The sequence below is a fragment of the Streptomyces sp. NPDC013457 genome, from assembly GCF_043089925.1.
GTDB lineage: Bacteria > Actinomycetota > Actinomycetes > Streptomycetales > Streptomycetaceae > Streptomyces.
In genome coordinates this window covers 333,449-357,520 of sequence record NZ_JBICBL010000006.1, presented here as the reverse complement: position 1 = coordinate 357,520, position 24,072 = coordinate 333,449, and the positions used below count along the sequence as shown (strand labels likewise).

Sequence of the window (24,072 nt, the reverse complement as noted above, 5' to 3'; positions counted from 1 at the left end):
TCAGATCCCGCAGCTGCTCGCCGACCAGAAACGCGAGCTGCGGGTGTCCACGTGGGCGTGGTCGCCGTGCCCCGGGTAGCCGGGGCCGAGGATTCCGTTGAAGCCGTGGTTGCGCGCCTGCTTGGCCAGCGTGCAGAGCGAGGGCGACCCCGTCAGGTCGATCCCGTCGCCGTACAGGTGGCGGCTGTCGGAGGCCCCGCCCACCGCCGAGTTGCAGGAGTACGAGCGGAAGCCGCTGCTCACGGAGATCGGCACGTCGCCCAGAGCGTGCCGCAGCGCCTCCAGCTTCCACATGGCGCGCAGGGCGTTGGACCTGGCGGTGGCGGCACTGACGGCGCCGCCGGAGAAGTCGCCGTTGCACTTGTTCAGCTCGGCGTAGGTGAAGTGGATCGGGGTGCAGTCCGCGTCCTGGAGGGCGTACAGCTTCGAGAAGGTCGCCGGACCGGCGACACCGTCCGCCGCGAGCCCGTACGCCTGCTGGAACCGGGTCACCGCGGCCTTGGTGGCAGGGCCGTAGGAGCCGTCGACGGCGAGCACTCCGCCGTAGCCGGGGTAGCCGGCCACGCGGATCTGCAGCTGTGTCACGTCCGCCCCGGACATGCCCGAGGACAGGGTGCGCCCCCAGGTGTAGCAGGCGTCGGCGTGGGCGGTGCCGGAGGTGGCGACCGTGCCCGTGAGGGCGGCGACCACCACCAGGACCGTGGCGAGCAGGGATCTGACCATGCGCCGGACCATGACACCTCCGTGTCGTGGGAAGGGGAGGGGATTCCGGGGTGCTCCGGGACCTCCGTCGGAACTATCCGTCATGAACATGACCATGAGGATGGGGTGAGGTGGCGAGCCGGTCAACGGTGCGGGGCATCTGCCAGTGGATCAGGCCACTGACGGTTCAGGCGCGTTCAGGAGCTCCGGGGGTTCAGCCCGCTCAAGGCCGCCCCGCCCGTCCGTTCAGCGCGCGACCCGCACCTCCACCGGCCCGCCCGCCGGATCGACCTCGCGGGTCCACGCCGCGGGCAGGCGTACGGAACGGTGCGGCCACACCGTGCCCAGGAGCCGGGCGCGGTGGAGCACCCGGCCGTCCTGGCCGACCTCTACGACCGGGCGGGTCAGCGGCTCGCGGACGCGCACCAGGAACGGCCGCCCGGCCACCGCGCCGACGACACGGTTCGGCGCCACCCACACCACCGGGTCCTCCGCCGCCAACGGCACCGCGGAGACGGGCCAGGGCTCGCCCGACAGATGCCGCAGTACGGCATCGGCCGCACCGCGTCCCTCGGCCGCCGCCGCACCAGCCGACTCGACGCCGCGCAGCACATTGCCCGCCGCGAAGATCCCCGCCGACCCGGTACGGAACGCGTCGTCGATCGCGGGTCCGCGCGTGCCGGAGTCCAGCGACACCCCACCGGACCGGGCCAGTTCGTGGTCCGGGATCCAGTCGCCCGTGAACACGGCGGTGTCGCAGCGGATCGTGCCGGTCCGCCCGTCGGCGTGACGCACGCGGACCCCCGCGAGGCGGCCCCTTCCCAGCAGTTCCGCCACCGTCGTCCCGGTGAGCAGCGGCGGGGCGACCAGGCCCCCGAACCGCCGGGGGCCGCACGACTGTTCGGTCACCATCCCCACCACGTCCGCCCCCGCCCCGCGGAGCACCCGCACCGCGTGGTGGGCCACCGGCTCGGCACCGATCACCACGGCACGCCGTCCGAGGCGCTCCCGCCGTACCCCGTACAGATGGGTGGACTGCTGGAGCTCGCCTGTCGTCAGCACCCCGGCGGGCCGTGTGCCAGGCACCAGCCGTGCGCTGCGCGGCCGTTCCCGCGCGCCCGTCGCCAGAAGCACCGCCCTGGCCGTGATCCTCTCCAAGCCCGTCGGGGCCGTGACGTCCAGTGTGAGCGGCCCCGACCACCCGGTGGCCGAGACGCCCGTACGGAGGGTGGCGCCGGCCCGGACCGCCGCACGGGTCAGTCGGCGTGCGTAACCCGGGCCGTCCAGCGGCCGCCCGAGGTCGGCCAGGCCGAAACCGCCGTGGGCGCAGTACCGCGGGACGCCACCCGACTCCCGCTCGCGCTCCAGGACCTCGATCCGGTACTGCCCTCCTCCGGCGGCGGCGAGCCGCGCGGCGGCGGCAAGGCCCGCGGGCCCCGCACCGATCACGAGCACGTCGACGACCCGGTTCACCGCTCCGGCCACGGCGGCCTCCCCTCCTCGAACATCGACCGGACCGTCGCGCCGCAGGAGAACCCCTGGCACCGGCCGCCCCGCGCCCGCGTCCTTCGCCTCAGCCCGTCCAACGAGTCCGGGGGAACGGTCGAGGCCAGCGCGTCCCGGATCTCGCCCCGGGTCACCCGCTCGCAGTGACAGACGACCGAGCCGAACTCCGGTTCCCGGGCGATGAGTTCGGCATCACGGTACGGGCGGGGAAACGCCTCGCCGAGGTTGGGCATCCGGACCGGGGCGAGCGGCCGCTCCGGCCCGAGGACGAGCCCGCTCTCCGCGAGCAGCTCCACCAGGTGCGCGGCGATCGCCAGGGAGGCGGTCAGACCGGTGGACCGGATGCCGCCCGCGGTGACGTAGCGCAGCCCGGGATGTGCGGCGCACCGGTAGTCGTCGTACTCGGTCGCGGCCCGCAGGCCGGCGTAGACCGCCGTCACCTCCTCGTCCAGGAGGGCGGGCAGGACACGGCGGCCCTGGGCGAGCAGGCCCTGCAGGCCCTCCGCCGTCGACTCGGTGGCCGTGCGGTCGTCGAGGTTCTCGGCCGTCGGACCGAGCAGGACCTTTCCGTGCACCGTCGGCGCGACGAGCACGCCCTTGCCGAGCGCGCCGGGCACCGGCAGCAGAATGTGGGACAGGAGCGAGCGGGCGAACGAGTCGAAGACGATCAACTGCCCGCGCCGGGGGGTCACCGTGAAGTCCGCCCGGCCGAACAGCGCGTCGAAGCGATCGGCGTGGAGACCGCAGGCGTTGACCACATAGCGGGCCCGCAGCACTCCGCGGGGAGTGACCAGCCGATGCGGTGCGTCGGCCCCGCGCCCGGGATCGGCCCTCTCCACACGGCAGTTGAGATGCAGGTCGACCCCGGAGCGTACGGCCTGGGTGGCGTACGCGAGCGTCGTCGTCCACGGGCAGACGATCGACTCGTCCGGGACCTCGAGCGCCGCCAGCGCCCCCTGCCCCAGACGGGCCTCCCGGGCGCGCAGTTCCCCGCGGCCCAGGATGCGCGTGGACCCGTACCCGTTGCGTCCGGCCTTCTCGGCGAGACGGGGGAGCGCGGCCGACTGCTCCTCGTCCCAGGCGACGAGCAGCGCGCCGACCGGTTCGACGGGGATGCCGGTCTCCTGCGCGTAGTCGGCCAGCAGGCGTCGGCCGTCCCGCACCAGCCGAGCCTCCAGCGAACCCGGCACGGCATCGAAACCGGTGTGCAGAATCGCGGTGTTGGCCTTGGAGGTGCCGTCGCCGACGTCGCCGGACGCCTCGACCAGCGCGACCCGCAACGGCCGGCGGGCCAGCTCGCGCGCGAGCGCGCAGCCGACCACCCCTGCGCCGACCACGACGACGTCGTACGCCGCTCCCGGCGCCGAGGTGTCCGGCAGCGCGCCCCTGCGGGTGACGGTCCCGGGCCGTGGTTCCGCCGTCATCCGGGCGACGACCCTCCGGCGTCGAGGAGCGCCGCCACGGCTGAACGGAACCGCTCCAGACGCTCGTCGGCCTCCGCACCGGTCACGGCGGGCTCGTAGACGGCCGACGGCTTCCACTCCGGTACGGCGTCGTGCACGGTGAGGCCGGGGTCGAGCCCGAGCCGGGCGACCGCGCCGACCCCGAGCGCCGTGGCGTCGGGCAACGCGGACACCTCGACGGGGAGTTGGAGCAGATCGGCCTGCGTCTGCATCAGCAGAGCGGAGCGGGTGAGCCCGCCGTCCACGCGCAGCGAGGTCAGCGGCCGGCCGAGGTCGGAGGCGGCCGCGCGGGCCAGCTCCACGACCTGGGCGGCGATCCCCTCGCAGAGCGCCCGCACCAGGTGCCCGCCGGTGGTGTCCAGGCCCAGACCGTGCAGGGAGCCCCGGACGTCGCCCCGCCACCAGGGCGCGGCGAGGCCCGCGAGCGCCGGGACGAAGGTGACACCGCCGCTGTCCGGCACCGTCGCGCCCACCGTGTCGAGGTCCCGGGCTCCCGAGAGCACCCCGAGGTCGGTGAGCCAGCGGACGGCGGACGCCGCCGTGTACACCTGGCCGTCCAGGCAGTAGCTCGTCCGGCCCGCGAGCCGCCACGCCACACAGCTCACGAGTCCCGAGTCGCCCCGGCGCGGAGTCGCGCCCGTCTGCGCCAGCAGGAACGCCCCGGTTCCATAGGTGCACTTGGCCGCGCCGGGGGCGGTGACGCTCTGGGCGAGGAGCGCCGCCTGCTGGTCCACGAGGAGGCCGGTCAGCGGGATGGCCGGTCCGAACGCGGTCGTGGTGCCGACGTGCGTGTCGGCGTCGACCACGCGGGGGAGCCGCTCACCGCCGAGTCCGAAGAGGTCGAGGGCCGGGGCGGACCAGGACACCGTGTCGAGGTCGAGCAGCCCGGTCCGGCCCGCCGTCGCGGCGTCGGTGACGAACTCGCCCGTGAGCCGGTGGACGAGCCAGGAGTCGCTCGTCGTGGCCACGCCCGCTCCGGTGAGGTGCCGACGGATCCAGGCCATCTTGGGAGCGGCGAAATAGGGGTCGAGCGGCAGCCCGGTCCGCCGCCTCAACTCGTGGGCGTGCAGAGAGAGTTCGGTGCAGATGTCCGCGGCCCTGCGGTCCTGCCACACGATCGCGTCGGTGAGCGGCTCGCCCGTCGCAGGGTCCCACGCGAGGACGGTCTCCCCCTGGTTGGCCAGACCCACGGCCGCGACCGGGGTGTCCGCCTCGGCGAGCGCGGCCCGTCCGGCGGCGACCACGGAGCCGTACAGCTCCGCCGGATCGACCTCGACGAGCCCGCCGGGCAGGTAGCGGGGCCGCACGGGCGCGGAGCCGGTCCCGATGACACCCCGCTCGGGGCACACGACGAGCGCCTTGGTCCCCGACGTTCCCTGGTCGACGGCGAGCACCGGGCCCGTCATCTCGTACTCCCGTCCTCGAAGGGGCAGCGGCCTTGATCGCGGAACCGGCAAGACTGGTGCACGCGCTCCCTCCCGTCAAGCCACGCGTGGTGACTCCGTCGGCTTCGGCGAAGGAGATGACACATGTTCATATTCGGTCCGTGGCCGGATAGTTACGGTCAGATCCGAAAGTGGATCGCTCTCGTCCAGCGGACCCTATAGTGATCGCCGATCAACGGCCCGGGATGCCCATCGGGGGACTGACCACCCCCTTCACCCACCGAGGACCCATGTCATCCACCGCACGCCCCGCTCCCTGATGGCTGGACACGGCTTCCGGCCCGTCTACCATCCGGCGGGCCACGACCACGCCCTTCGTCACGCCCTCCAGGACCTGCGGACCGGCCGCTGGGTGTCCACGGCGCGATTACTCGACGAGACGTCCGGCTGGGCCGACTGGACGCGCCGTACCCAGGTGCTCGCCACCGTCGCCGCGGCCGGCGACGTCGTCCAGGCCTGGCGGACCGAGCAGCCGGACAGCGTCTCCGCCACCGTGATGTCCACCCGCGTCGCCGTCGAGCGGGCGGTACGCGCACACCGCGGCGGCCACACCCGTACCCGCGAACTCTGGCAGGCGGCCTGGACCGCCTGCCGCGACGCCTCCGAGCGGGCGCCCGCCGACCCCGTCCCCTGGATCTGCCTCCTCGCCCTCGCCGCGCTGGACGACCGGCAGCGTATGGCGGAGCACCGGCGCACGCCGCCCGCCCCCCTCCTCCCGCCCGGCCCATGGGGGCTCCTCGCCGAGGTCGACAGACGCGACCCGCAGAACCGCGAGGCGCACCACCGGATGCTGCAGTTCCTCTACGCCCGCCACGCGGGCTCCCTCTCCGAGGCCGTCAACTACGCCCAGTGGGCCTCGGCCTCGGCCCCCACCGGATCCGCCCTGCACGCCCTGCCGCTCTACGTACGGGTCGAGCGCTACCGACGGGACCGCGGCCACCAGCACGCCCTCGACCTGCACTGGGTCGCGGAGGACGCCCTGCGGGACGCCCAGCGGGCCCTGCACCACTGGTTCCTCTTCTGCGCCACCGACGAGGCCTCCCTCCTCGACCTCAACCACCTCGCGCACGCCCTCTTCGGAGCCCAGAACTTCACCGAAGCCGCCCGCGTCTTCGAAGCCCTCGGGCCCTTCTACACCGTGCTGCCCTGGGCCTACCGCACCGATCGCCCAGACGACCGCGACCTCGCCGCGGACGTCTTCGTGCGCGCCCGTGCCCGCTGTCTCGAACCATGACCGCCTGGGCCCCCGCCCTCTGCGCCCCACCCGGCCAGGACCCGCTCGTCCTGCCCCCCACCCCCCACCCCCGACCACCGGAGGTACCGGCATGTCCCGCACCGCCCCCGACGAGATACGCAAGCCCTCAGCCGACCGCCGCGACGACGCCGCCCGGCTGAGGGAACTCGGCTACCAGCCCGTCCTCGCCCGCCGGATGGACGGCTTCGGCAACTTCGCCATCAGCTTCTCCGTGATCTCCGTCCTCTCCGGCTGCATGACGCTCTACGGCTTCGGTCTCGGCACCGGCGGGCCCGCGGTGATGATGTGGGGCTGGGCCGGCGTCGGACTCTTCGTGCTCTGCGTCGGACTCGCGCTCGCCGAGGTCACCAGCGCCTACCCGACCTCCGGCGCGCTCTACTACATGGCGGACCGGCTGGGCGGCCGCCGCTGGGGCTGGTACACCGGCTGGCTCAACCTCCTGGGCCTGCTCGGCGCGATCGCCGGCATCGACTACGGAGCCGCCCTGTTCACCGGAGCCTTCCTCAACCTCCAGTGGGGCATCGTGCCCACCGCCGGATCCACCTTCCTGATCTTCCTCGCGATCCTGCTGCTGCACGCCGTGCTCAACCTCTTCGGTGTACGGCTCGTCAGCGTGCTCAACTCCGTCAGCGTCTGGTGGCACCTCGGCGGCGTGGCGGTGATCGTCGGAGCCCTCGCCTTCGTTCCCGACCGTCACCAGTCGGTCGAGTTCGTCTTCACCGAGTTCGTCAACGACACCGGCTGGGCCAACCCGTTCTACGTCGCGGCCGTCGGCCTGCTCCTCGCCCAGTACACCTTCTCCGGCTACGACGCGTCCGCACATCTCTCCGAGGAGACCTCCAACGCCTCGGTCAGCGCCGCCAAGGGCATCGTGCGGGCGATCTGGGTCTCCTGGATCGCCGGATTCGCCCTGCTCGCCGGACTGACCTTCGCGATCCAGGACTACGCCGGCACCCAGAACAGCGCGACGGGCGTCCCGCCGGCCCAGATCCTCCTCGACGCCCTCGGCTCGGGCGGCGCCGCCGCGCTGCTGCTCGTGGTGATCGTGGCCCAGCTCTTCTGCGGCAACGCCGAGGTCGCCGCCGCCAGCCGCATGGTCTTCGCCTTCAGCCGCGACAACGCCCTGCCGGGTTCGACGCTCTGGCGCAAGGTCAGCCACCGTACGCAGACCCCGGTTCCGGCGGTCTGGCTCTCGGTCGGCGTCGCCGCGCTCCTCGCCGTGCCGTCCCTGTACTCCGCCACCGCCTACGGCGCCGTCACCGCGATCAACGTCATCGGGATCACGCCCGCCTACGCGATCCCGATCTACCTGCGCCTGCGCGCGGGCAAGCGGTTCGTCCCGGGGCCCTGGAACCTGGGGCGCTGGAGCCGTCCGATCGGCTGGACCGCCGTGATCTGGGTGGCCGGCGTCACCGTGCTCTTCTGCCTGCCGCAGAAGTCACCGGTGACGATCGACTCGATGAACTACGCGGTCATCGCCCTGGCCGTCGTCCTCGTCCTGTCCAGCGTCTGGTGGTACGTGGCACGGCGCTCGTACGGCACGCCGTCGGCGTACGGAACGGCCCGCGAGGAGGCGGACATCGCGGAGGGGATCGTGTGACGGAGCACGGATCACGGATCACGGATCATTGATCCTGGATATCGGATGTCGGATATTGGATCCAGTGCGGTGGATTCCATCCGCATCCCTATCCGCTGAACTCGTACGTCCAGGAGGCCCCCTGCGCCGCACAGTCGATGTCCGTGATCTCCAGCGCGTGCCCGTGCTGGTCGCACACCACCCGGTGCACGGCCAGCCGGGGCGCGCCGCCCCCGACCCCCGCCATGGCGGAGGGCGGCACGGCGATCGACTCCCGTCGCGTGAGACGGAGTCCGGCCTGGTGCATCCAGTGGTAGAGGAGGCGGAGGTCCGGCTGGAGAGTGGACGAGCCCCGGGTCCGCCGGTACCTCGCGAGCTGCGGGATCTCGGCGAGGGCGGCCCGGGAGAACCAGGAGACCGACCGCTGCATCGGGATGCCGCCGGGGGAGAGGACGACGTGCCGGTGGACGAGTGTCGGCTCGCCGGGCACGACCCCGAGCCGCCCCACCAGTCCGGCCGGCGGCGCCTCCCACGTCAGTGAGGCGCGCACCAGGGCTTCGGCGGCGTCCGCGCCACCGGGGAAGAGTTGCCGACGTGCGGTCAGAGCCGGTACGCGCGGTTCGTGTTCGGAGCCCGCGGCGAAGGTGCCACGGCGGTCCGTGACGACGAGCCGCTCCTCGCGCAGCAGATGGAGCGCGCTGCGGACCGTCTGCCGGTTGACGTGGTAGCGGTGCGCCAGGGACCGCTCGGACGGGAGCCGCGTCCCCGGTGCGATACGCCGGTCGGCGAGGTCGCCCCGCAGGGCTGCGGCGACCTTCAGGTAGAGCGGGACCGCCGCATCCTGCTCGGGTTCGGTCTCGGTCATGTTCCAACCCCTCTCTTTGCTCAGCGTGACAGTCTGATCCGCGGGGGTGATCAATTCCTATCATTGGTCTAAACCATTAAGGAAGAGGCGGCGAAGGGAGTGGCCGAATCCGGAACCGCCCCGAGGTGCGCGCGGACCGCTCTGACCTTGTAATGAGTCACAACCCCCTGTGGCTGCGAAAGAAGCGGGTGAGGCCGGATGACGACACCGGCGGCACGGGCCGAAAAGGGCAAGGCGGCCCGCAAGAACGTGGCGCGGTCCTCGCACGGCCGCTGGATACCCTCGTCGCAGCGCCCGGACCCGCTGACCGTCCTCGAGCGGCAGTCCGTCGACCGGGTGCCCGAACTGGTCCCCATCCGGTACGGCAGGATGGCCGTCTCGCCGTTCGCGTTCCTGCGCGGCGCCGCCGCCGTCATGGCCGCCGACCTCGGCGCGCAACGCCACACCGGTCTCACCGTGCAGCTCTGCGGCGACGCCCATCTCCTCAACTTCGGCGTCTTCGCGTCACCCGAACGGGCGCTCCTGTTCGACGTCAACGACTTCGACGAGACGCTGCCTGGCCCCTTCGAGTGGGACGTGAAACGGCTCGCCGCCAGTGTCGCCGTCGCCTCCCTCCAGAACGGCACCACCAAGGCCAAGGCCCATCGCGCGGCCCTGGTCACCACAGAGGCGTACCGCATCGCCATGCGCCGCCTCTCCGGCTTCGGCGAGCTCGCCGTCTGGTACGAGCGGATCGAGGCCGACGACCTCGCGCCGCTGGTCCGCAAGGGTCGGCGCGCCTTGCTGGAGAGCCGCATCGCCCACGCCCGCCGCCGCACCAGCCTCCAGGCGTTCGGCAAGCTCACCGCACCGGACGCGAGCGGAGTCCGGCGCATCGTCGAGGACCCGCCGCTGCTCGAACGGACCGTCGGCCTCGACCGCGTCAGCCTCGGCAAGATCTTCAGCGACTACCGCAGCTCCCTCTCCGAGGAGCGCCGCATGCTCCTCGACCGCTTCCACTTCGTCGACGCCGCGCGGAAGGTCGTCGGCGTCGGCAGCGTCGGCACCCGCTGCTTCATCCTGCTGCTCGAAGGACGTGACGACGGCGATCCGCTGATGCTCCAGATCAAGGAGGCAGGGCGGTCGGTCCTGGAGCCGTACCTCTCGTCCAGCGCGTACGCGCACCAGGGGGAGCGGGTCGTCCGCGGCCAGCGCCTCACGCAGGCCGCGAGCGACATCTTCCTCGGCTGGATGACGGGCCCGGAGAAGCGGCACTTCTACTGGCGCCAGCTGCGCGACATGAAGGGCTCTGCCGAGGTGGAGACCTTGTCCCCCGCCATGCTCCGCGCCTACGCAGGCCTCTGCGGCCGGGCTCTGGCCCGCGCGCACGCCCGATCCGGCGACCGCATCGCGATCGCCTCCTACCTCGGCTCCTCGGACGTGTTCGACCGCGCCGTCGCCGACTTCGCGATGCGGTACGCGAGCCAGAACGCCGACGACTACGCGGCACTGAGCGCGGCGATCGCCGCAGGTGTGATCACGGCGGCGCCGGGCGTGTGAACGACCGGCCCCGCCGCCGTCACCGTCAAGGCGGCCCCGCCGCCGTCACCGCCCTGCGCCTCGCGCCGCCGCGACACGTCCTACGCCTCGCGTCGCCTTCCCAGGGCCTACTCCCCGCGCCGCATGGGCGGTTCGGCCGGCGTCCGCGGCACCGGGCCGAAGAGTACGGCCCGGGCCACGGGCGGTGCGAAGAGCGAGGTCATCGGAGCGGTGAGCGTCAGGACCGAGCGGAACGCGGCCCCGACGACCGGATCCCCGCCGTACCGCTGCTGCAGTCGCCGCATGTACCAGCCGACCGGCCTGTCGGTCGCGCGCGACCCGACCGCGTTGCCCGTGGCGCCGGGCATGTTCCTGTCCGCACCGGACGAGATGTCCCAGGCCTGCTTCGAGGAGTCGAGCACCGCCTTCTGGACGGCGCGGGTGGTCGGCGTCGTCCGGAGATCGGCCAGCGCCCGGCGCAGGGCGACCGCGTTCAGCGCTGCGACGGTCATGCCCTGTCCGTAGATCGGGTTGAAGGCGCACAGCGCGTCGCCCGTGGCGAGGAAGCCCGCCGGCCGGCGGCCCGGACGGTCGTACCGGCGGCGGATGTTGGCGGTCTGCCGGAAGCCGTGCACCGAGGACTCGGGCGTGGCCTTGGCCATCCACTCGCTCAGGACGGGGTGCGGGAGCTTCGCGGCGAAGGCCTCGAACCCCGCGTCGTCGGTGGGCGGCCGGTCGTCCCTGAGTCCGGACAGGGTGACCAGGTGGAGTCCGTCCCCGATGGGCAGTACGACACCGCCGTAGACCTGCTCGGGGTTGGGGACGACGTTGAAACCCGCCGCGTCCATGCCCGGGTCCGCCGCGCCGCGGTACATCCGGGTCGCGTACGCGAGACCGGTGTCGATGGTCTCCTCGTGCGGGGCCTCCGCCCCTATCGCCGCGAGCCAGTCCGGGGCGTGCGTGCCTCGGCCCGAGGCGTCCACGACCAGATCGGCCTTCAGGGTGCGGCTCTCCCGCGAGTTCCCCGCCCCCCGCTCACGGAGCAGTACGCCCCGCACCCGCGACGCGTCGCCGATCAGCCCGATCGTCTCGGTGCCCTGGACCGCCTCGATACGCGGGTCGGCCAGCACCCGGCGGCGCACCAGCCACTCCAACTGGGCCCGGGGCCCGGTGTAGAGGTGGGTCGTGGCCGGAAGGCGGCTGAACCAGCGCCCGTTCTGCCACTGGATCATGTCCTCGGGCATCCCCACCCGGGGGGCGCCGAGCTCCCGCAGCTCACCCGTGAGCCCCGGGAGCAGGTCGTCGAGGGCCTGTTGCCCCGCGTCGAGCAGGACGTGCACGTGCCGGGACTGCGGGACGCCCGGGCGGGCGTCCGGTCCCTCGGGGAAGCGGTCGCGCTCGACGACCGTGACCCTCTCCGCGTGTTCACTGAGTACGCGTGCCGCCAGCAGGCCCGCGAGACTTCCCCCGATGACCACCGCGTGACGTGTCCCGCGGTGCCCCAACTCGTCGGTCATCCCCGCCCTTTCCCCGTAGTGGGTCGGTCTACGAGGTCCCAGTATCCACGCTCTCCCTGGGGACATCGCGCGCGCCGAGGCGAAGATGCTCGATGTGGTAGACGGCCTCGTCGAGGAGTTGGGCGACGTGGTTGTCGTAGAGGCTGTACTCGATCCGCCGGCCCTGCCGGACTCCGGTCACCAGTCCGAGGGCGCGCAGCAGGCGCAGTTGGTGGGAGACGGCGGACTGCTCCATCTCGACGGCGGAGGCCAGTTCCGTCACTCCGCACGGCCCCTGCCGCAGCTTGGTGAGGATCATCAGCCGCGAGGGCGTCGCGAGGGCCTGGAGCGTGGCGGCGATCGTGGCCGCGGACTCCGCGTCCAGGTGGGTTGCCGGGGTCGTCCCGCCGTTCGCTCCGTGTCCCATGCGCTCATCGTAGCCGCGGAGATAAACTCATGAATGAAGACCTCTTCATGTATTCCGCTATGGTGGTGGCCGCCGGCTCCCCGACGGCCCCGCCGTCCCTGACCGAAGAGGTGTCCACCCATGGCTTCACCGGTGCTCGACGCCCGGACCGCGGCGCCCGCCGACAAGGCCCCGCCCTCCTCCCGCCGCACCCGCGTCCGGGACGTGCCGGAGGTGCGCTGGGCCGCGCTGTCGGCCCTCGCCTTCCTGCTCGCCCTGCCGCTGGACCTGGCCGGCGCACCCGCCTGGGCCTGGGGCCCGCTCTACGCGGTCTGCTACGCCGCCGGAGGCTGGGACCCCGGACGGGAGGGCCTCAGGGCGCTGCGAGAGAAGTCCCTCGACGTCGACCTGCTCATGGTGGTCGCGGCCCTCGGCGCCGCCGCCATCGGCCAGTACCTCGACGGCGGCCTCCTCATCGTCATCTTCGCCGTCTCCGGCGCCCTGGAGGCACTCGCCACCCGCCGTACAGCCGACTCCGTCCGCGGACTCCTGGACCTCGCGCCCGCCCGCGCGGTACGTCTCACGGGCGCGGGCGCCGAGGAGCCGGTGGACGTCGCCGAGCTGCGGATCGGTGACACCGTCCTCGTACGGCCGGGGGAGCGGCTGCCCGCCGACGGCACCGTGCTCGACGGCGCGAGCGACGTCGACCAGGCGAGCATCACCGGCGAGTCCCTGCCCGCCGCCAAGACCCCCGGCTCCGACGTCTACGCGGGAACCCTCAACGGCACGGGCGCCCTTCGCGTACGGGTGGACAAGGACGCGGGAGACTCCGTCATCGCCCGGATCGTCGCGCTCGTCGAGGAGGCCAGCGCCACCAAGGCGCCCACCCAGCTCTTCATCGAGAAGATCGAACAGCGCTACTCCGTGGGCGTGGTCGTCGCCACCCTCGCGCTCTTCACGATCCCCCTCGCGCTCGGCGGCGACTTCACCACCGTGCTGCTCCGCGCCATGACCTTCATGATCGTGGCCTCGCCCTGCGCGGTCGTCCTCGCCACCATGCCCCCGCTGCTCTCCGCGATCGCCACCGCCGGCCGCCACGGGGTGCTCGTCAAGTCCGCCGTGGTCATGGAACGGCTGGGTGCGGTCGACAAGGTCGCGCTGGACAAGACCGGCACCCTCACCGAGGGCGCGCCGCGCGTCACCGGCGTCGACGGCGCCCCGGAGGCGCTCGCCCTCGCCGCCGCCGCCGAACTCCCCAGCGAACACCCACTGGGACGCGCGGTCGTGGCCGCGGCACGCGCGCGTGGCCTGCGTATCCCCGAGGCGAGCGACTTCGGCTCGGTGCCGGGCGACGGCGTCCGGGCCACGGTCGAGGGCCACGAGGTCCGGGTCCGCAGAGCCGGAGGCGCGCACACGGACACCGCCGTCGAGGTGGTCGTCGACGGCACCCGTGTCGCCGTCCTCACCCTCGCCGACCGGCTCCGGGACGGCGCTCCCGAGGCGGTCGCCTCCCTCACCCGCCTCACCGGCGCCCCGGTCGCCCTGCTGACCGGCGACAACGCGGGCGCCGCCGCCCGGGTCGCGGAGCGGACCGGCATCACCGACGTACGGTCCGGGCTCCTGCCCGAGGACAAGGTCGCGGCGGTACGGGAGTGGGAGCGGGCGGGCGCCCGGGTCCTGGTGGTCGGCGACGGCGTCAACGACGCCCCCGCCCTGGCCGCCGCCCACAGCGGCATCGCGATGGGCCGGGCCGGCTCCGACCTGGCCCTGGAGACCGCCGACGCCGTGGTCGTACGCGACGAACTGGCCACGGTCCCCGCGGTCGTGGCGCTCTCGCGCCGCGCCCGCAGGCTCGTGATCCAGAACCTGGTGATCGCGGGCACCTGCATCGGGGCCCTGGTGATCTGGGACCTCGCGGGCCACCTCCCGCTGCCCCTCGGCGTGGCCGGCCACGAGGGCTCCACGGTCCTGGTGGGCCTCAACGGCCTCCGCCTGCTCCGCGACGCGGCCTGGCGGAAGGCGGCAGCCGGGAAGTAGACGGCGGCGCTCCGGTCGCCCTCCCCGGCGGCCTTCCCGGCCCCGGCGGCCTTCCCGGCCCCGGCGGCCTTCCCGGCCCCGGCGGCCTTCCCGGCCCCGGCGGCCTTCCCGGCCCCGGCGGCCCGACGCCCTTCCCGGCCCCTGGCGGCCCCGGCGGACCGGCGACCGTGCCCGCCGCCGCCACAGTCCCGTCGCCGCGGCCGTCCCGGCGGCCGCGGCAGTCTCCGCCGTCGCGGCCGGGACGCGCGTTCAGCGCTCCAGTTCGGCCAGCGCGTGCGTCAGCCACTCCACCCAGAAGCGCTCCAGATCGATCCCGCCCCGCAGGACGAGGTGGCGCAGGCGGTCCGGCTCGCTCTCGCGGCGCGTGGGCGGGAAGTCCCGTACCTCGATGGCCAGGTACTCGTCCAACTGGGCCCGGTGCAGATCGAGATGGCGGCGCAGCTCGTCCCGCATGCCGGGTGCGCCGACGACCGCCGCCGCCCGCATCCGCAGCAGGAGGGCGGAGCGCATCGGCTTGGGATCCTCGCTGCGGGCGACCCACTCGGCCAGCTCCGCGCGCCCCGCGGGCAGTACCTCGTACTCCTTCTTCTGCCCCCGCGCCGGCACCGGAGCGGGCAGGGCACGGATGTGCCCCGCCTGCTCCAGCTTGCCCAGCTCGCGATAGATCTGCTGGTGCGTGGACGACCAGAAGTAGCCGATCGACCGGTCGAAGCGGCGCGTCAGTTCGAGCCCGGAGGACGGCTTCTCGAGCAGCGCCGTGAGGATCGCGTGCGGGAGGGACATGCACGCATCCTAGGTTCGGCGCACCGGGACGATCACAGGCCGGCCGCGAGGCGCGTGCCCTGGTCGATGGCGCGCTTGGCGTCCAGCTCCGCGGCGACGTCGGCGCCGCCGATGAGGTGCGCCGTGCGGCCCGCCGCGATCAGCTCCTCGTACAGGCCGCGGCGCGGCTCCTGGCCGGTGCAGAGCACGATCGTGTCGACGGGAACGGTCTGCGGCTCGCCGTCGACGGTGATGTGCAGGCCGTCGTCGTCGATCCGCTCGTACGTCGCGCCCGCGACCATGGTGACTCCGCGGTGCTTCATCTCGGCGCGGTGGATCCACCCCGTGGTCTTGCCGAGGCCCGCGCCGACCTTGGTGGTCTTGCGCTGGAGCAGGTGGACCTGGCGCGGCGGCCTCGGCCGCTCCGGGGCGCGCAGACCGCCGCGCGTCTCGTACGAGGTGTCCACGCCCCACTGCCGGAAGTACGTCTCGGCGTCCTGGCTCGCGCCCTCTCCGCCGTCGGTCAGGAACTCCGCGACGTCGAAGCCGATGCCGCCCGCGCCGACGATCGCGACCCGCTCGCCGACCGGTGCGCCGTCGCGCAGGACGTCCAGGTAGCTGACGACGCTCGGGTGGTCGACGCCCTCGATCTCCGGGGTGCGCGGGGTGACTCCGGTGGCGACGACGACCTCGTCGTAACCGTCCAGGTCACCGGCCGCGACCGGGGTGTTCAGCCGGACCTCGACGCCGCGCTCGACGAGCTGGGTGCGGAAGTAGCGCAGCGTCTCGTCGAACTCCTCCTTGCCCGGCACCCGCTTCGCGATGTTCAGCTGGCCGCCGATCTCGCTCGCCGCGTCGAACAGGGTGACGGCGTGACCGCGTTCGGCTGCCGAGACGGAGAAGGCGAGCCCGGCCGGGCCCGCGCCGACGACCGCGATCCGCTTGGCGAGCCGGGTCGGGGAGAGGACCAGCTCGGTCTCGTGGCAGGCGCGCGGGTTCACCAGGCAGGAGGTGATCTTCAGGCTGAAGGTGTGGTCCAGGCAGGCCTGGTTGCAGCCGATGCAGGTGTTGATGGTGTCGGCGCGGTCGGCGGCGGCCTTGGCGACGAAGTCCGGGTCGGCCAGGAAGGGGCGGGCCATCGAGACGATGTCGGCGCGGCCCTCGGCGAGGATCTGCTCGGCGACCTCGGGGGTGTTGATGCGGTTGCTGGTGACGAGGGGGATGCTCACCGAGCCCATGAGCTTCTTGGTGACCCAGGTGTACGCGCCACGCGGCACGGACGTCGCGATGGTGGGGATCCGGGCCTCGTGCCAGCCGATGCCGGTGTTGATGATGGTCGCGCCGGCGGCCTCGATCTCCTGGGCGAGGGAGACGACCTCCTCCAGCGTCGAACCTCCCGGGACCAGGTCCAGCATCGAGAGGCGGTAGACGACGATGAAGTCCTCGCCGACCCGCTCGCGGATCCTGCGGACGATCTCCAGCGGGAAGCGGACGCGGTTCTCGTAGCTGCCGCCCCAGCGGTCGGTGCGGTGGTTGGTGGCGGCCGCGATGAACTCGTTGATGAGGTAGCCCTCGGAGCCCATGACCTCGACACCGTCGTACCCGGCGGCCCGGGCCAGCTCGGCGCAGCGGGCGTAGTCCTCGACGGTCTGCTCGACCTCGGCGTCGGTGAGCTCGTTGGGTACGAAGGGGCTGATCGGCGCCTGGATCGCGCTGGGTGCGACGAGCGCGGGGTGGTAGGCGTACCGGCCGAAGTGGAGGATCTGCATCGCGATCCGTCCGCCCTCGGCGTGCACGGCGTCGGTGATGAGCTTGTGCTCGGCCACCTCGTCCTCGGTGCTGAGCTTGGCGCCGCCGTCCCAGGGGCGACCGGCCTCGTTGGGCGCGATGCCTCCGGTGACGATGAGCCCGACCCCGCCGCGGGCGCGCTCCGCGTAGAAGGCGGCCATGCGCTCGAAGCCGTTCTCGGTCTCTTCGAGGCCGACGTGCATGGAACCCATGAGCACCCGGTTGGGCAGGGTGGTGAACCCGAGGTCGAGCGGGCTCAGCAGGTGCGGGTACGGGGTCGAGGTCATGGGGGCGCCTCCTCGCGCAGTGTCGTCCTCACTGTTGTAGACGAGCCGAGGATGCTTGTGCAACAAGTTGCATAACAGTGGGGGAGTGATCTGCGCGACGTTGCGACGCGCCACGGCCCCCGGCGGGGTTCCGCCGGGGGCCGTGCGTGGGCGTGCCGCGTCGGGCGGCCGGGGTTCGTCAGGGGGTCGCCCTGCTCGCCGCTCCTCGGGGTGCGGTGAGCAGACCGTCCAGGTCCTCCGCCGTGCGCGGGCCCTGCGCGTCCGGGGCGAGCAGACCGTTCGCGCGCAGCAGCCGGGTCACGGCCATGCCCCAGGGGCGGCGCAGCCGGGCCTCGGCGAGCAGCCCGTCGTCGGCCAGCAGCTCCTCGATGGGGCCCGTCCGCAGCCCCGAAGGCGCCAGGACGGCGGCCTCGTCCGCCCAGCGCAGCGCCAGATCGACGTCGTGGGTCGCCATCACGACCGTCGTTCCCGAGTCCCGCAGCCGGGCGAGCACCTCCAGGAGCCGCTCCTGCCCGTGCGGATCGAGCCCGGCCGTCGGCTCGTCCATGATGAGGACGCGGGGCCGCATCGCCACGGCGCCCGCGATCGCGGCCCGTTTGCGCTGTCCGTACGAGAGCAGATGGGTCGGCCGGTCCTCCAGCGCCACGATGTCCAGCGCCTCCAGCGCCTCGCGGACCCGGAGCCGTACCTCCCCCTCCGGCAGCCCCAGGTTCATGGGGCCGAACGAGACGTCCTGCCCGACCGACGCGGCGAAGAGCTGGTCGTCCGGGTCCTGGACGACCAGCTGCACCGTCGTACGGAGCCGGGTCAGCCCCTTCCGGTCGTACGAGACGTCCTCGCCGTCCAGCCGGAGCGCGCCGCTCCCGCAGCGCAGCCCTCCGCTCAGCAGCCGCAGCATCGTCGTCTTGCCGCCGCCGTTGCGGCCGAGGAGGGCCATGGCCCGGCCTTCCGGCACGGCGAAGTCGATGCCGTCGAGGACGACGGGCCCGTCCTCGTACGCGAACGTGGCCTTCACCAGTTCCACGACAGGTGGTGCAGGACTCACGGCAGGGACCTTTCCAGTACGAGGGTGAGGGCGACGAGACCGGCGAGCAGGCCGGCCGTCGACGCCAGGAAGCGGCCCGAGACCGCGGCCTCGGGCACCAGGACCCGCAACGTGCCGTCGTAACCCCGGCCGGCCAGGCCCGTCTGCAGGCGCTGCGCCCGGTCGAAGGCGCGCACGAAGGCCGTGGCGCCGAGCCCGGCGAGGGAACGCCAGGTCGCCGCCCGCGTGGTCAGCCCGAGCCGGGCCGCCTGCGCCTGCCGGATCTTGGACATCGCATCCAGAAGAAGGAAGCTGATCCGGTACATCACCAGCGCCACGTCCACCACGGGCGCCGGCACACCGGCCCGCACCAGCCGGGGCAGCACGTCCGAGACGGGCGTCGTGAAGGCGAACAGCAGCACGCCCAGCGACGCCGACGAGGTCCGCAGCAGCAACTCGCCCGCGTGCACGGGCCCGTCGTGCGCGAGCGCCACCAGGCCCCGGTCCCCGCCCACCTCGAAGAGCAGCGGGACCGCTCCCGTCACACAGAAGCCCAGCGGGATGCGGAACGCGCGCCACAGCTGGCGCACCGGCACCCCGGCCGGCCCGAGAAGGACGGCCAGGGTGGCCGCCGCGACCAGCACGGCACCCGGCCACGGCGGAAGGCACACCGCGCAGAGCGTCAGACCGAAGCCGAGCGCCGCTTTCTCGCACGGGTGACGGCGGCGCCAGCGACTGCTGTGCGCCGCCGCGTCGATCGGCAGCACCGGCGGCTACTCGTCGCCGGCCGTGGACGTGGCCGTGGACACCGGCGCCGAAGCAGGCTCGGGCACGGACGTCGGCGACTTCGCGAGCGCGCGGGCCTCGCCCTGCCTGCGCCCCTTGTGCAGGCCGAAGTAGTAGGCGAGCACTCCGGCGCCGAGCGCAGCCTGCAGGGAGAAGAGCGCCGACTCGATCTCGCCGGACGGGGGTTCGTACAGTGGGGAGAACCACGGCTCGTAGTCCGGGTCGATCTCCGTGATCGCCGTCTCTGCCTCACCGTCGGCGCCGGTGAACGGCTCCTCCTTGTGGTCGCCCAGTCCCAGGACCAGCGGGAGGACGGCCAGCGCTCCGACGACGAGCAGCAGCAGTGCGTTGATCTTCGCGTTCCGGCTCATCAGGCGCTCGCCTCCGCGTTCTCGTTCTTCTTCCGGGACGGGAGCAGCACCCCGAGGCGGGTCAGGTCCGCCTTGCTGGACTGCGTGAGCAGCCGCATGACCAGCACCGTCAGCAGGCCCTCGCTGACGGCGAGCGGCAGCTGTGTGACGGCGAAGATTCCACCGAACTTGGCCAGCGCGCCGAGCACACCGCTGCCCGGGTCCGGGAACGCCAGCGCGAGCTGGACGCTGGTCACGCAGTACGTCGACAGGTCGGCGACGAACGCGCCGAAGAACACGCTCACCATGAGCGGGACGTCGAAGCGGCGAAGCAGCCAGTACGTGGCGAAACCGGCCCACGGCCCGACGATCGCCATCGAGAAGACGTTGGCACCGAGCGTGGTGAGCCCGCCGTGGGCGAGCAGCAGCGCCTGGAACAGCAGGGTGATCGTGCCCAGGACCGCCATCACCGGCGGCCGGAACAGGATCGCGCCAAGGCCCGTACCGGTCGGGTGCGAGCAACTGCCGGTCACCGACGGGATCTTGAGCGCGGACAGAACGAAGGTGAACGCACCGGACGCACCGAGCAACAGGGTGGACTCGGGGTTGGCCTTGACCTCACGGGTCAGGGCGCGGACACCGTGGACGACGAAGGGAGCGGACGCGACGCCCCAGGCGGCCGCGTGCACAGGGGGCAGATACCCCTCGGCTATATGCATGGTTGGGAGACCCTCTCCAGCACCTCGTGGATGGACAACGCACCTTGGCCGGTCTCCTGGCTGACGGGTCATGCCGCCGCGGCTCCGCCTTCCCACACCCCCGCGGTCTCCCGCGGCGGTCCAGTGGCTTCCCCGGAGGGATGGAGCCGGACTTCCCGATCACAGTGGCGAGGGCCGCACCGGTACCGCACCGGTTTCCCGTACACCAAGGCGCTGTGACATTAGTGGGTTGACCAGGTACATCACAACACGGGAGGCGTCGCGGACGGTGTGTGACGGATCTCCCGCGCGCCCCACGCACCCCTGTCGCCCCTGCGCACGCCTCCCACGCCCCCGCCTCACTCCTTCCGGTACGCGTACGCCTCCGAGGCCGCCGCCGCCACCGCGTCCAGGTCCCCGCCGGCGCTCGCCGTGACGAGCGCGGCGACGGCGCCCTCGACGAACGGGGCGTCGACGAGCCGTGAGCCGTCCGGAAGCTCGTCCTCCTCGGCGAGCAGCGCCTTGACGGTCAGGACGGCGCTGCCGAGGTCGACGAGGATGGCCACTCCGGCGCCCCCGTCGACCGCGTTCGCCGCCTCGACGATCCGCTCGGAACTCGTGCCGAGACCGCCGTCGGGCGTGCCTCCGGCCGCGGCGACGGGAGCGGTCGCCCCACCGCCCGCGAGCCCCCGGGCCAGGGCGGCGACGGCGTCGGCGACGGCCGCGCTGTGCGAGACGAGAACGATGCCCACCGTGCCCTGCCGGCCGGTCATGCGGCGGCCACCTCCGCGAGCGCGGCGATCAGCAGGGCCGACGAGGTGGCCCCGGGGTCCTGATGCCCGACGGAGCGTTCGCCCAGATAGCTCGCCCTGCCCTTGCGCGCCCGGAGCGGTACGGTCGCGAGCGCCCCGCGCTCGGCCGCGTCCCGGGCCGCGGCGAAGGAGTCGCCGAGCGCCTCGGCCGCGGGGGTGAGCGCGTCGAGCATGGTCTTGTCCCCGACCTGGGCCCCGCCGAGCTGTGCGACGGCGGCGACCCCGGCGGCCAGGGCCGCGGCCAGGTCCTCCCGTGTCACCGATGCGGCATTCCCGAGCGCCTTGCCGGTCCGCCGCAGCAGCGTCCCGTACAGCGGCCCCGACGCACCCCCGACCGTGGAGATCAACTGCCGCCCCGCGGCCACGAGTACGGCCCCCGGAGTCTCGGGCGGATCCTTCTCCAGGATGTCCCTCACGGCGGCGAACCCCCGCTTCAGATTGGCGCCGTGGTCCGCGTCGCCGATCGCCGAGTCGAGCTCGGTGAGACGCTCCGCCTCACGGTCGACGACCGCCGCCGCCCCGGTCAGCCAGCGACGGAAGAACGCGGCGTCGAAATCGTCCGGTTCGGTCATCCCCGCTCACCGCCCCCAGCGCAGCGCCGGCGTCTGCACGGGCGCGTCCCAGAGCCGGAGCAGCTCCTCGTCGGCCTGACAGAGCGTCACCGAGCAGCCGGCCATGTCGAGCGAGGTCACGTAGTTGCCGACCAGCGTGCGGGCGACGGGCACCCCGCGCTCGGCCAGCACGCGCTGGACCTCGGCGTTGAAACCGTACAGTTCGAGCAGCGGCGTGGCGCCCATCCCGTTCACGAGGGCGAGGACGGGACCGGACGGCCGCAGGTCCTCCAGGACGGCGTCGACGGCGACGTCCGCGATCTCGCCCGAGGTCATCATGGGCCGTCGCTCCCGTCCGGGCTCCCCGTGGATGCCGATCCCCAACTCCAGCTCACCTGGCGGTAGTTCGAAAGTCGGACTGCCCTTGGCGGGTGTGGTGCAGGCGCTCAGCGCCACACCGAAACTCCGCGACCGTTCGTTCACCCGGCGGGCGACCGCCTCCACCCGCTCCAGCGGCGCACCCTCCTCGGCGGCGGCACCGGCGATCTTCTCCACGAAGAGGGTCGCCCCCGTCCCGCGCCGGCCGGCCGTGTACAGACTGTCCGTCACCGCCACGTCGTCGTCGACGAGCACCTTCGCGATCTGGATGCCCTCGTCCTCCGCGAGTTCGGCGGCCATCTCGAAGTTGAGCACGTCACCGGTGTAGTTCTTGACGACGAACAGCACCCCGGCCCCACTGTCGACCGCGGCGGCGGCGCGCACCATCTGGTCGGGGACGGGCGAGGTGAACACCTCTCCGGGGCAGGCGGCCGCCAGCATCCCGGGCCCCACGAAGCCCCCGTGCAGGGGTTCGTGCCCGGACCCGCCCCCGGACACCAGCCCCACCTTCCCGGCGACAGGCGCGTCACGCCGCAGGACGACGCGGTTCTCGACGTCGACGGTGAGTTCGGGATGCGCGGCGGCCATCCCGCGCAGGGCATCGGCGACGACGGTCTCCGGAACGTTGATCAGCATCCTCATGGGTACCTCCTGAAGCGATGACGGTCGATCCGCTGAGCCTGCTCCGTTCCGCTCGCGCCCACACGTGCCGGTCGCCGCCGCCGGCACCGCGCTACGGCGCGGGCAGCACCCGCCAAGGGTAGGCTGGGGTGCGACGGCCCCCCGTGAATGCCACGGCAACCACAGTGTGTCCGGAGGGATGGAAGAGCTTGCGGGCCGATCCTCTACCTCGTCGGGTGGACCCGTTCCCCCGGCGGGCGGCGCTTTTCGGCGAGCTGTGTCAGGTCCCCCGGACCGCGGTTCGTCGATCGCCAGAGCCGTGATGCCGGCCGAAACCCCGTAGGGCAGCCGCCCTCCCGGCATGTCCGGTTCCCTCGCCGCCCGCGCCCAATTGAGCGGCTGGTGTGACAGGTGAGCGGCCTGTGCTTAAGTCGGCCCCGATGGGGCAGTCGCACTGCAGGCCAGGCAGGGCCGCCGGTCAGGGCGATCAGCCGGCCCGACGATCGTCGATCTCGCACAGGAGGCGCAGTGGTCGTCCGGATGGGTGTCGAAGAAGAGTTCCATGTGATCGATGTCGAGAGCGGTGCGCTGACACCTCGGGCCGCCCCTGTCCTCGGACGGCTGTCCCCTGACGGGGGCGACTTCACGCGGGAACTCCAGCAGTCGGTCGTCGAGTCGAACAGCGGGGTGCACGCGCGCCTCGACGAACTCCACGCGGACCTGTGCGCCTCGCGGCGGCGGCTGAACGCTGCCGCGGCCTCGCAGGGGCTGGCGATCATGGCGGCGGGCACGGCCCCCGTCGCACGGCTCGGAGCCGTGCACCCGACCGACGAACCCCGCTACCTGACGATGGCGGACGAGTACCGCCGGCTCGCCGACGAGCAGCTGATATGCGGCGCCCAAGTACATGTCGACGTCCCCGACCGGGACACCGCCGTACGGGCCCTCTGCGCCCTGAGTCCATGGCTTCCGCCCCTCCTGGCCCTGTCCGCGAGCTCTCCCTACTGGCTCGGCTCCGACACGGGCTACGCGAGCTGGCGCACCATGCTCTGGCAGCGCTGGCCCACCTCCGGACCGGCCGGATGCTTCACCGGCGCCGCCGAGTACGACACCGCAGTGAACCAGCTGGTCGATTCCGGCGTCATCAGCGACCCCGGAATGATCTACTACGACGTCCGCCCCTCCGCGCATCTGCAGACACTCGAACTGCGCATCTGCGACTCCTGCCCGCGCGTCGAGACGGTCGTGCTGGTCGCGGCGCTGTTCCGGGCCCTGGTCACCGACGCCTGCGCACACACCGAGGCCGCCGGGGACGCCGTCTGCGGCGACCGGCACGAATGGCTGCGGACCGCGACGTGGCGGGCCGCCCGCTCCGGCCTCGAGGGCGACCTGATCGACCCCGTCACCCGCCGGCCCGCCGCGGCCCCCGCCGTCGTACGCACCATGCTGCGCCGACTGCGGCCGACCCTGGAGGCGTACGGGGACTGGGAAACCGCTCACCGCCTGGCGGAGGAGGCCCTGGCCCGCGGCAGCGCCGCCCACCGCCTCCGCCGGGTGGCGGACGACGACGACCTGCTCGCGGCCGTGGACCTGTTCCTGGCCGAGACCCGCGGCGAGGCCTGGAACCGTCGCAGGCGGCCGCGTTCGCGACGCCTGGCAGCCCGCACCCGAGCAGGGGGCACGCCCGCCAGGGTCTTCTGGAGGTGACTCACCGGCGCTACCGACCCACGCGGCACGCCGGCC

The 24,072-nt window shown here is 73.0% G+C and carries 21 protein-coding genes and 1 riboswitch; of the genes, 5 read left to right on the top strand and 16 right to left on the bottom strand.

Features of this window, described 5'->3' with window-relative positions; genetic code table 11:
- From ACF1G2_RS18820 to ACF1G2_RS18805, 4 genes are all read right to left on the bottom strand, one after another.
- The gene (locus ACF1G2_RS18820; RefSeq protein ID WP_391799335.1) at window positions 1-735 is read right to left on the bottom strand and encodes a D-Ala-D-Ala carboxypeptidase family metallohydrolase; all 735 of its coding nucleotides are present in this window, start codon (window positions 733-735) and stop codon (window positions 1-3) included.
- A gap of 213 nt (window positions 736-948) precedes the next feature.
- Window positions 949-2,187 (bottom strand): FAD-dependent oxidoreductase, encoded by a 1,239-nt coding sequence (locus ACF1G2_RS18815; protein WP_391799334.1) that lies wholly within the window; start codon window positions 2,185-2,187, stop codon window positions 949-951.
- Window positions 2,172-3,632, bottom strand: coding sequence for an FAD-dependent oxidoreductase (locus tag ACF1G2_RS18810; protein WP_391799333.1), 1,461 nt, complete (start codon window positions 3,630-3,632; stop codon window positions 2,172-2,174). Before ACF1G2_RS18810 ends, ACF1G2_RS18815 begins: the two co-directional genes overlap by 16 nt.
- Window positions 3,629-5,077, bottom strand: coding sequence for an FGGY family carbohydrate kinase (locus tag ACF1G2_RS18805; protein ID WP_391799332.1), 1,449 nt, complete (start codon window positions 5,075-5,077; stop codon window positions 3,629-3,631). The genes ACF1G2_RS18810 and ACF1G2_RS18805 overlap by 4 nt, the downstream gene beginning before the upstream one ends.
- A 298-nt stretch (window positions 5,078-5,375) precedes the next feature.
- Here ACF1G2_RS18805 and ACF1G2_RS18800 point away from each other — a divergent pair, with 298 nt between their 5' ends.
- On the top strand, window positions 5,376-6,350 hold the full coding sequence (locus ACF1G2_RS18800; protein ID WP_391799331.1) for a hypothetical protein: 975 nt from the start codon (window positions 5,376-5,378) through the stop codon (window positions 6,348-6,350).
- A gap of 91 nt (window positions 6,351-6,441) precedes the next feature.
- The gene (locus ACF1G2_RS18795; protein ID WP_391799330.1) at window positions 6,442-7,971 is read left to right on the top strand and encodes an amino acid permease; all 1,530 of its coding nucleotides are present in this window, start codon (window positions 6,442-6,444) and stop codon (window positions 7,969-7,971) included.
- Window positions 7,972-8,059: 88 nt separating this feature from the next.
- Here ACF1G2_RS18795 and ACF1G2_RS18790 read toward each other — a convergent pair whose 3' ends face one another.
- Entirely contained in the window at window positions 8,060-8,815 is a 756-nt protein-coding gene (locus ACF1G2_RS18790; protein ID WP_391799329.1) for a GntR family transcriptional regulator, read from the bottom strand.
- Window positions 8,816-9,013: 198 nt separating this feature from the next.
- Between ACF1G2_RS18790 and ACF1G2_RS18785 the strand changes: the two genes are divergently transcribed.
- Complete coding sequence (locus ACF1G2_RS18785; protein WP_391799328.1) at window positions 9,014-10,354, top strand: DUF2252 domain-containing protein; 1,341 nt, start codon at window positions 9,014-9,016, stop codon at window positions 10,352-10,354.
- Between the two features lie 107 nt (window positions 10,355-10,461).
- Here ACF1G2_RS18785 and ACF1G2_RS18780 read toward each other — a convergent pair whose 3' ends face one another.
- Together ACF1G2_RS18780 and ACF1G2_RS18775 are read right to left on the bottom strand one after the other, a co-directional pair.
- On the bottom strand, window positions 10,462-11,850 hold the full coding sequence (locus tag ACF1G2_RS18780; RefSeq protein ID WP_391799327.1) for an FAD-dependent oxidoreductase: 1,389 nt from the start codon (window positions 11,848-11,850) through the stop codon (window positions 10,462-10,464).
- A gap of 28 nt (window positions 11,851-11,878) precedes the next feature.
- Complete coding sequence (locus ACF1G2_RS18775; protein WP_391799326.1) at window positions 11,879-12,256, bottom strand: ArsR/SmtB family transcription factor; 378 nt, start codon at window positions 12,254-12,256, stop codon at window positions 11,879-11,881.
- A 120-nt stretch (window positions 12,257-12,376) separates the two neighbouring features.
- Between ACF1G2_RS18775 and ACF1G2_RS18770 the strand changes: the two genes are divergently transcribed.
- On the top strand, window positions 12,377-14,272 hold the full coding sequence (locus ACF1G2_RS18770) for a heavy metal translocating P-type ATPase (RefSeq protein WP_391799325.1): 1,896 nt from the start codon (window positions 12,377-12,379) through the stop codon (window positions 14,270-14,272).
- A 249-nt stretch (window positions 14,273-14,521) separates the two neighbouring features.
- On the opposite strand, the gene ACF1G2_RS18765 is transcribed toward ACF1G2_RS18770, so the two are convergent.
- The 9 genes from ACF1G2_RS18765 to dhaK form a co-directional block, all read right to left on the bottom strand.
- The gene (locus ACF1G2_RS18765) at window positions 14,522-15,055 is read right to left on the bottom strand and encodes a PadR family transcriptional regulator (RefSeq protein WP_391799324.1); all 534 of its coding nucleotides are present in this window, start codon (window positions 15,053-15,055) and stop codon (window positions 14,522-14,524) included.
- Window positions 15,056-15,087: 32 nt separating this feature from the next.
- The gene (locus ACF1G2_RS18760) at window positions 15,088-17,109 is read right to left on the bottom strand and encodes an FAD-dependent oxidoreductase (protein ID WP_391799323.1); all 2,022 of its coding nucleotides are present in this window, start codon (window positions 17,107-17,109) and stop codon (window positions 15,088-15,090) included.
- A 178-nt stretch (window positions 17,110-17,287) separates the two neighbouring features.
- Window positions 17,288-18,154: an energy-coupling factor ABC transporter ATP-binding protein gene (locus tag ACF1G2_RS18755; RefSeq protein ID WP_391799322.1), complete on the bottom strand. Its 867-nt coding sequence runs from the start codon at window positions 18,152-18,154 to the stop codon at window positions 17,288-17,290.
- Window positions 18,151-18,900 carry a cobalt ECF transporter T component CbiQ gene (gene cbiQ / locus ACF1G2_RS18750; RefSeq protein WP_391799321.1) on the bottom strand — a complete coding sequence of 250 codons (750 nt, stop codon included), beginning with the start codon at window positions 18,898-18,900 and terminating at the stop codon, window positions 18,151-18,153. The genes ACF1G2_RS18755 and cbiQ overlap by 4 nt, the downstream gene beginning before the upstream one ends.
- Window positions 18,901-18,906: 6 nt before the next feature.
- A complete protein-coding gene (locus ACF1G2_RS18745) occupies window positions 18,907-19,290 on the bottom strand; it encodes an energy-coupling factor ABC transporter substrate-binding protein (RefSeq protein WP_391799320.1) in 384 nt (127 codons plus the stop codon).
- Entirely contained in the window at window positions 19,290-19,988 is a 699-nt protein-coding gene (locus ACF1G2_RS18740; protein WP_391799319.1) for an energy-coupling factor ABC transporter permease, read from the bottom strand. Before ACF1G2_RS18740 ends, ACF1G2_RS18745 begins: the two co-directional genes overlap by 1 nt.
- Window positions 19,989-20,016: 28 nt before the next feature.
- Window positions 20,017-20,241: riboswitch (cobalamin riboswitch) on the bottom strand.
- A gap of 85 nt (window positions 20,242-20,326) precedes the next feature.
- Window positions 20,327-20,740, bottom strand: a complete 414-nt coding sequence (locus ACF1G2_RS18735) for a PTS-dependent dihydroxyacetone kinase phosphotransferase subunit DhaM (protein ID WP_391799318.1) — start codon at window positions 20,738-20,740, stop codon at window positions 20,327-20,329.
- Window positions 20,737-21,351 carry a dihydroxyacetone kinase subunit DhaL gene (gene dhaL / locus ACF1G2_RS18730; RefSeq protein ID WP_391799317.1) on the bottom strand — a complete coding sequence of 205 codons (615 nt, stop codon included), beginning with the start codon at window positions 21,349-21,351 and terminating at the stop codon, window positions 20,737-20,739. The genes ACF1G2_RS18735 and dhaL overlap by 4 nt, the downstream gene beginning before the upstream one ends.
- A gap of 6 nt (window positions 21,352-21,357) precedes the next feature.
- A complete protein-coding gene (dhaK, locus tag ACF1G2_RS18725; protein ID WP_391799316.1) occupies window positions 21,358-22,350 on the bottom strand; it encodes a dihydroxyacetone kinase subunit DhaK in 993 nt (330 codons plus the stop codon).
- Between the two features lie 519 nt (window positions 22,351-22,869).
- Between dhaK and ACF1G2_RS18720 the strand changes: the two genes are divergently transcribed.
- Window positions 22,870-24,036 (top strand): glutamate--cysteine ligase, encoded by a 1,167-nt coding sequence (locus ACF1G2_RS18720; protein WP_391799315.1) that lies wholly within the window; start codon window positions 22,870-22,872, stop codon window positions 24,034-24,036.
- Window positions 24,037-24,072: the final 36 nt, after the last annotated feature.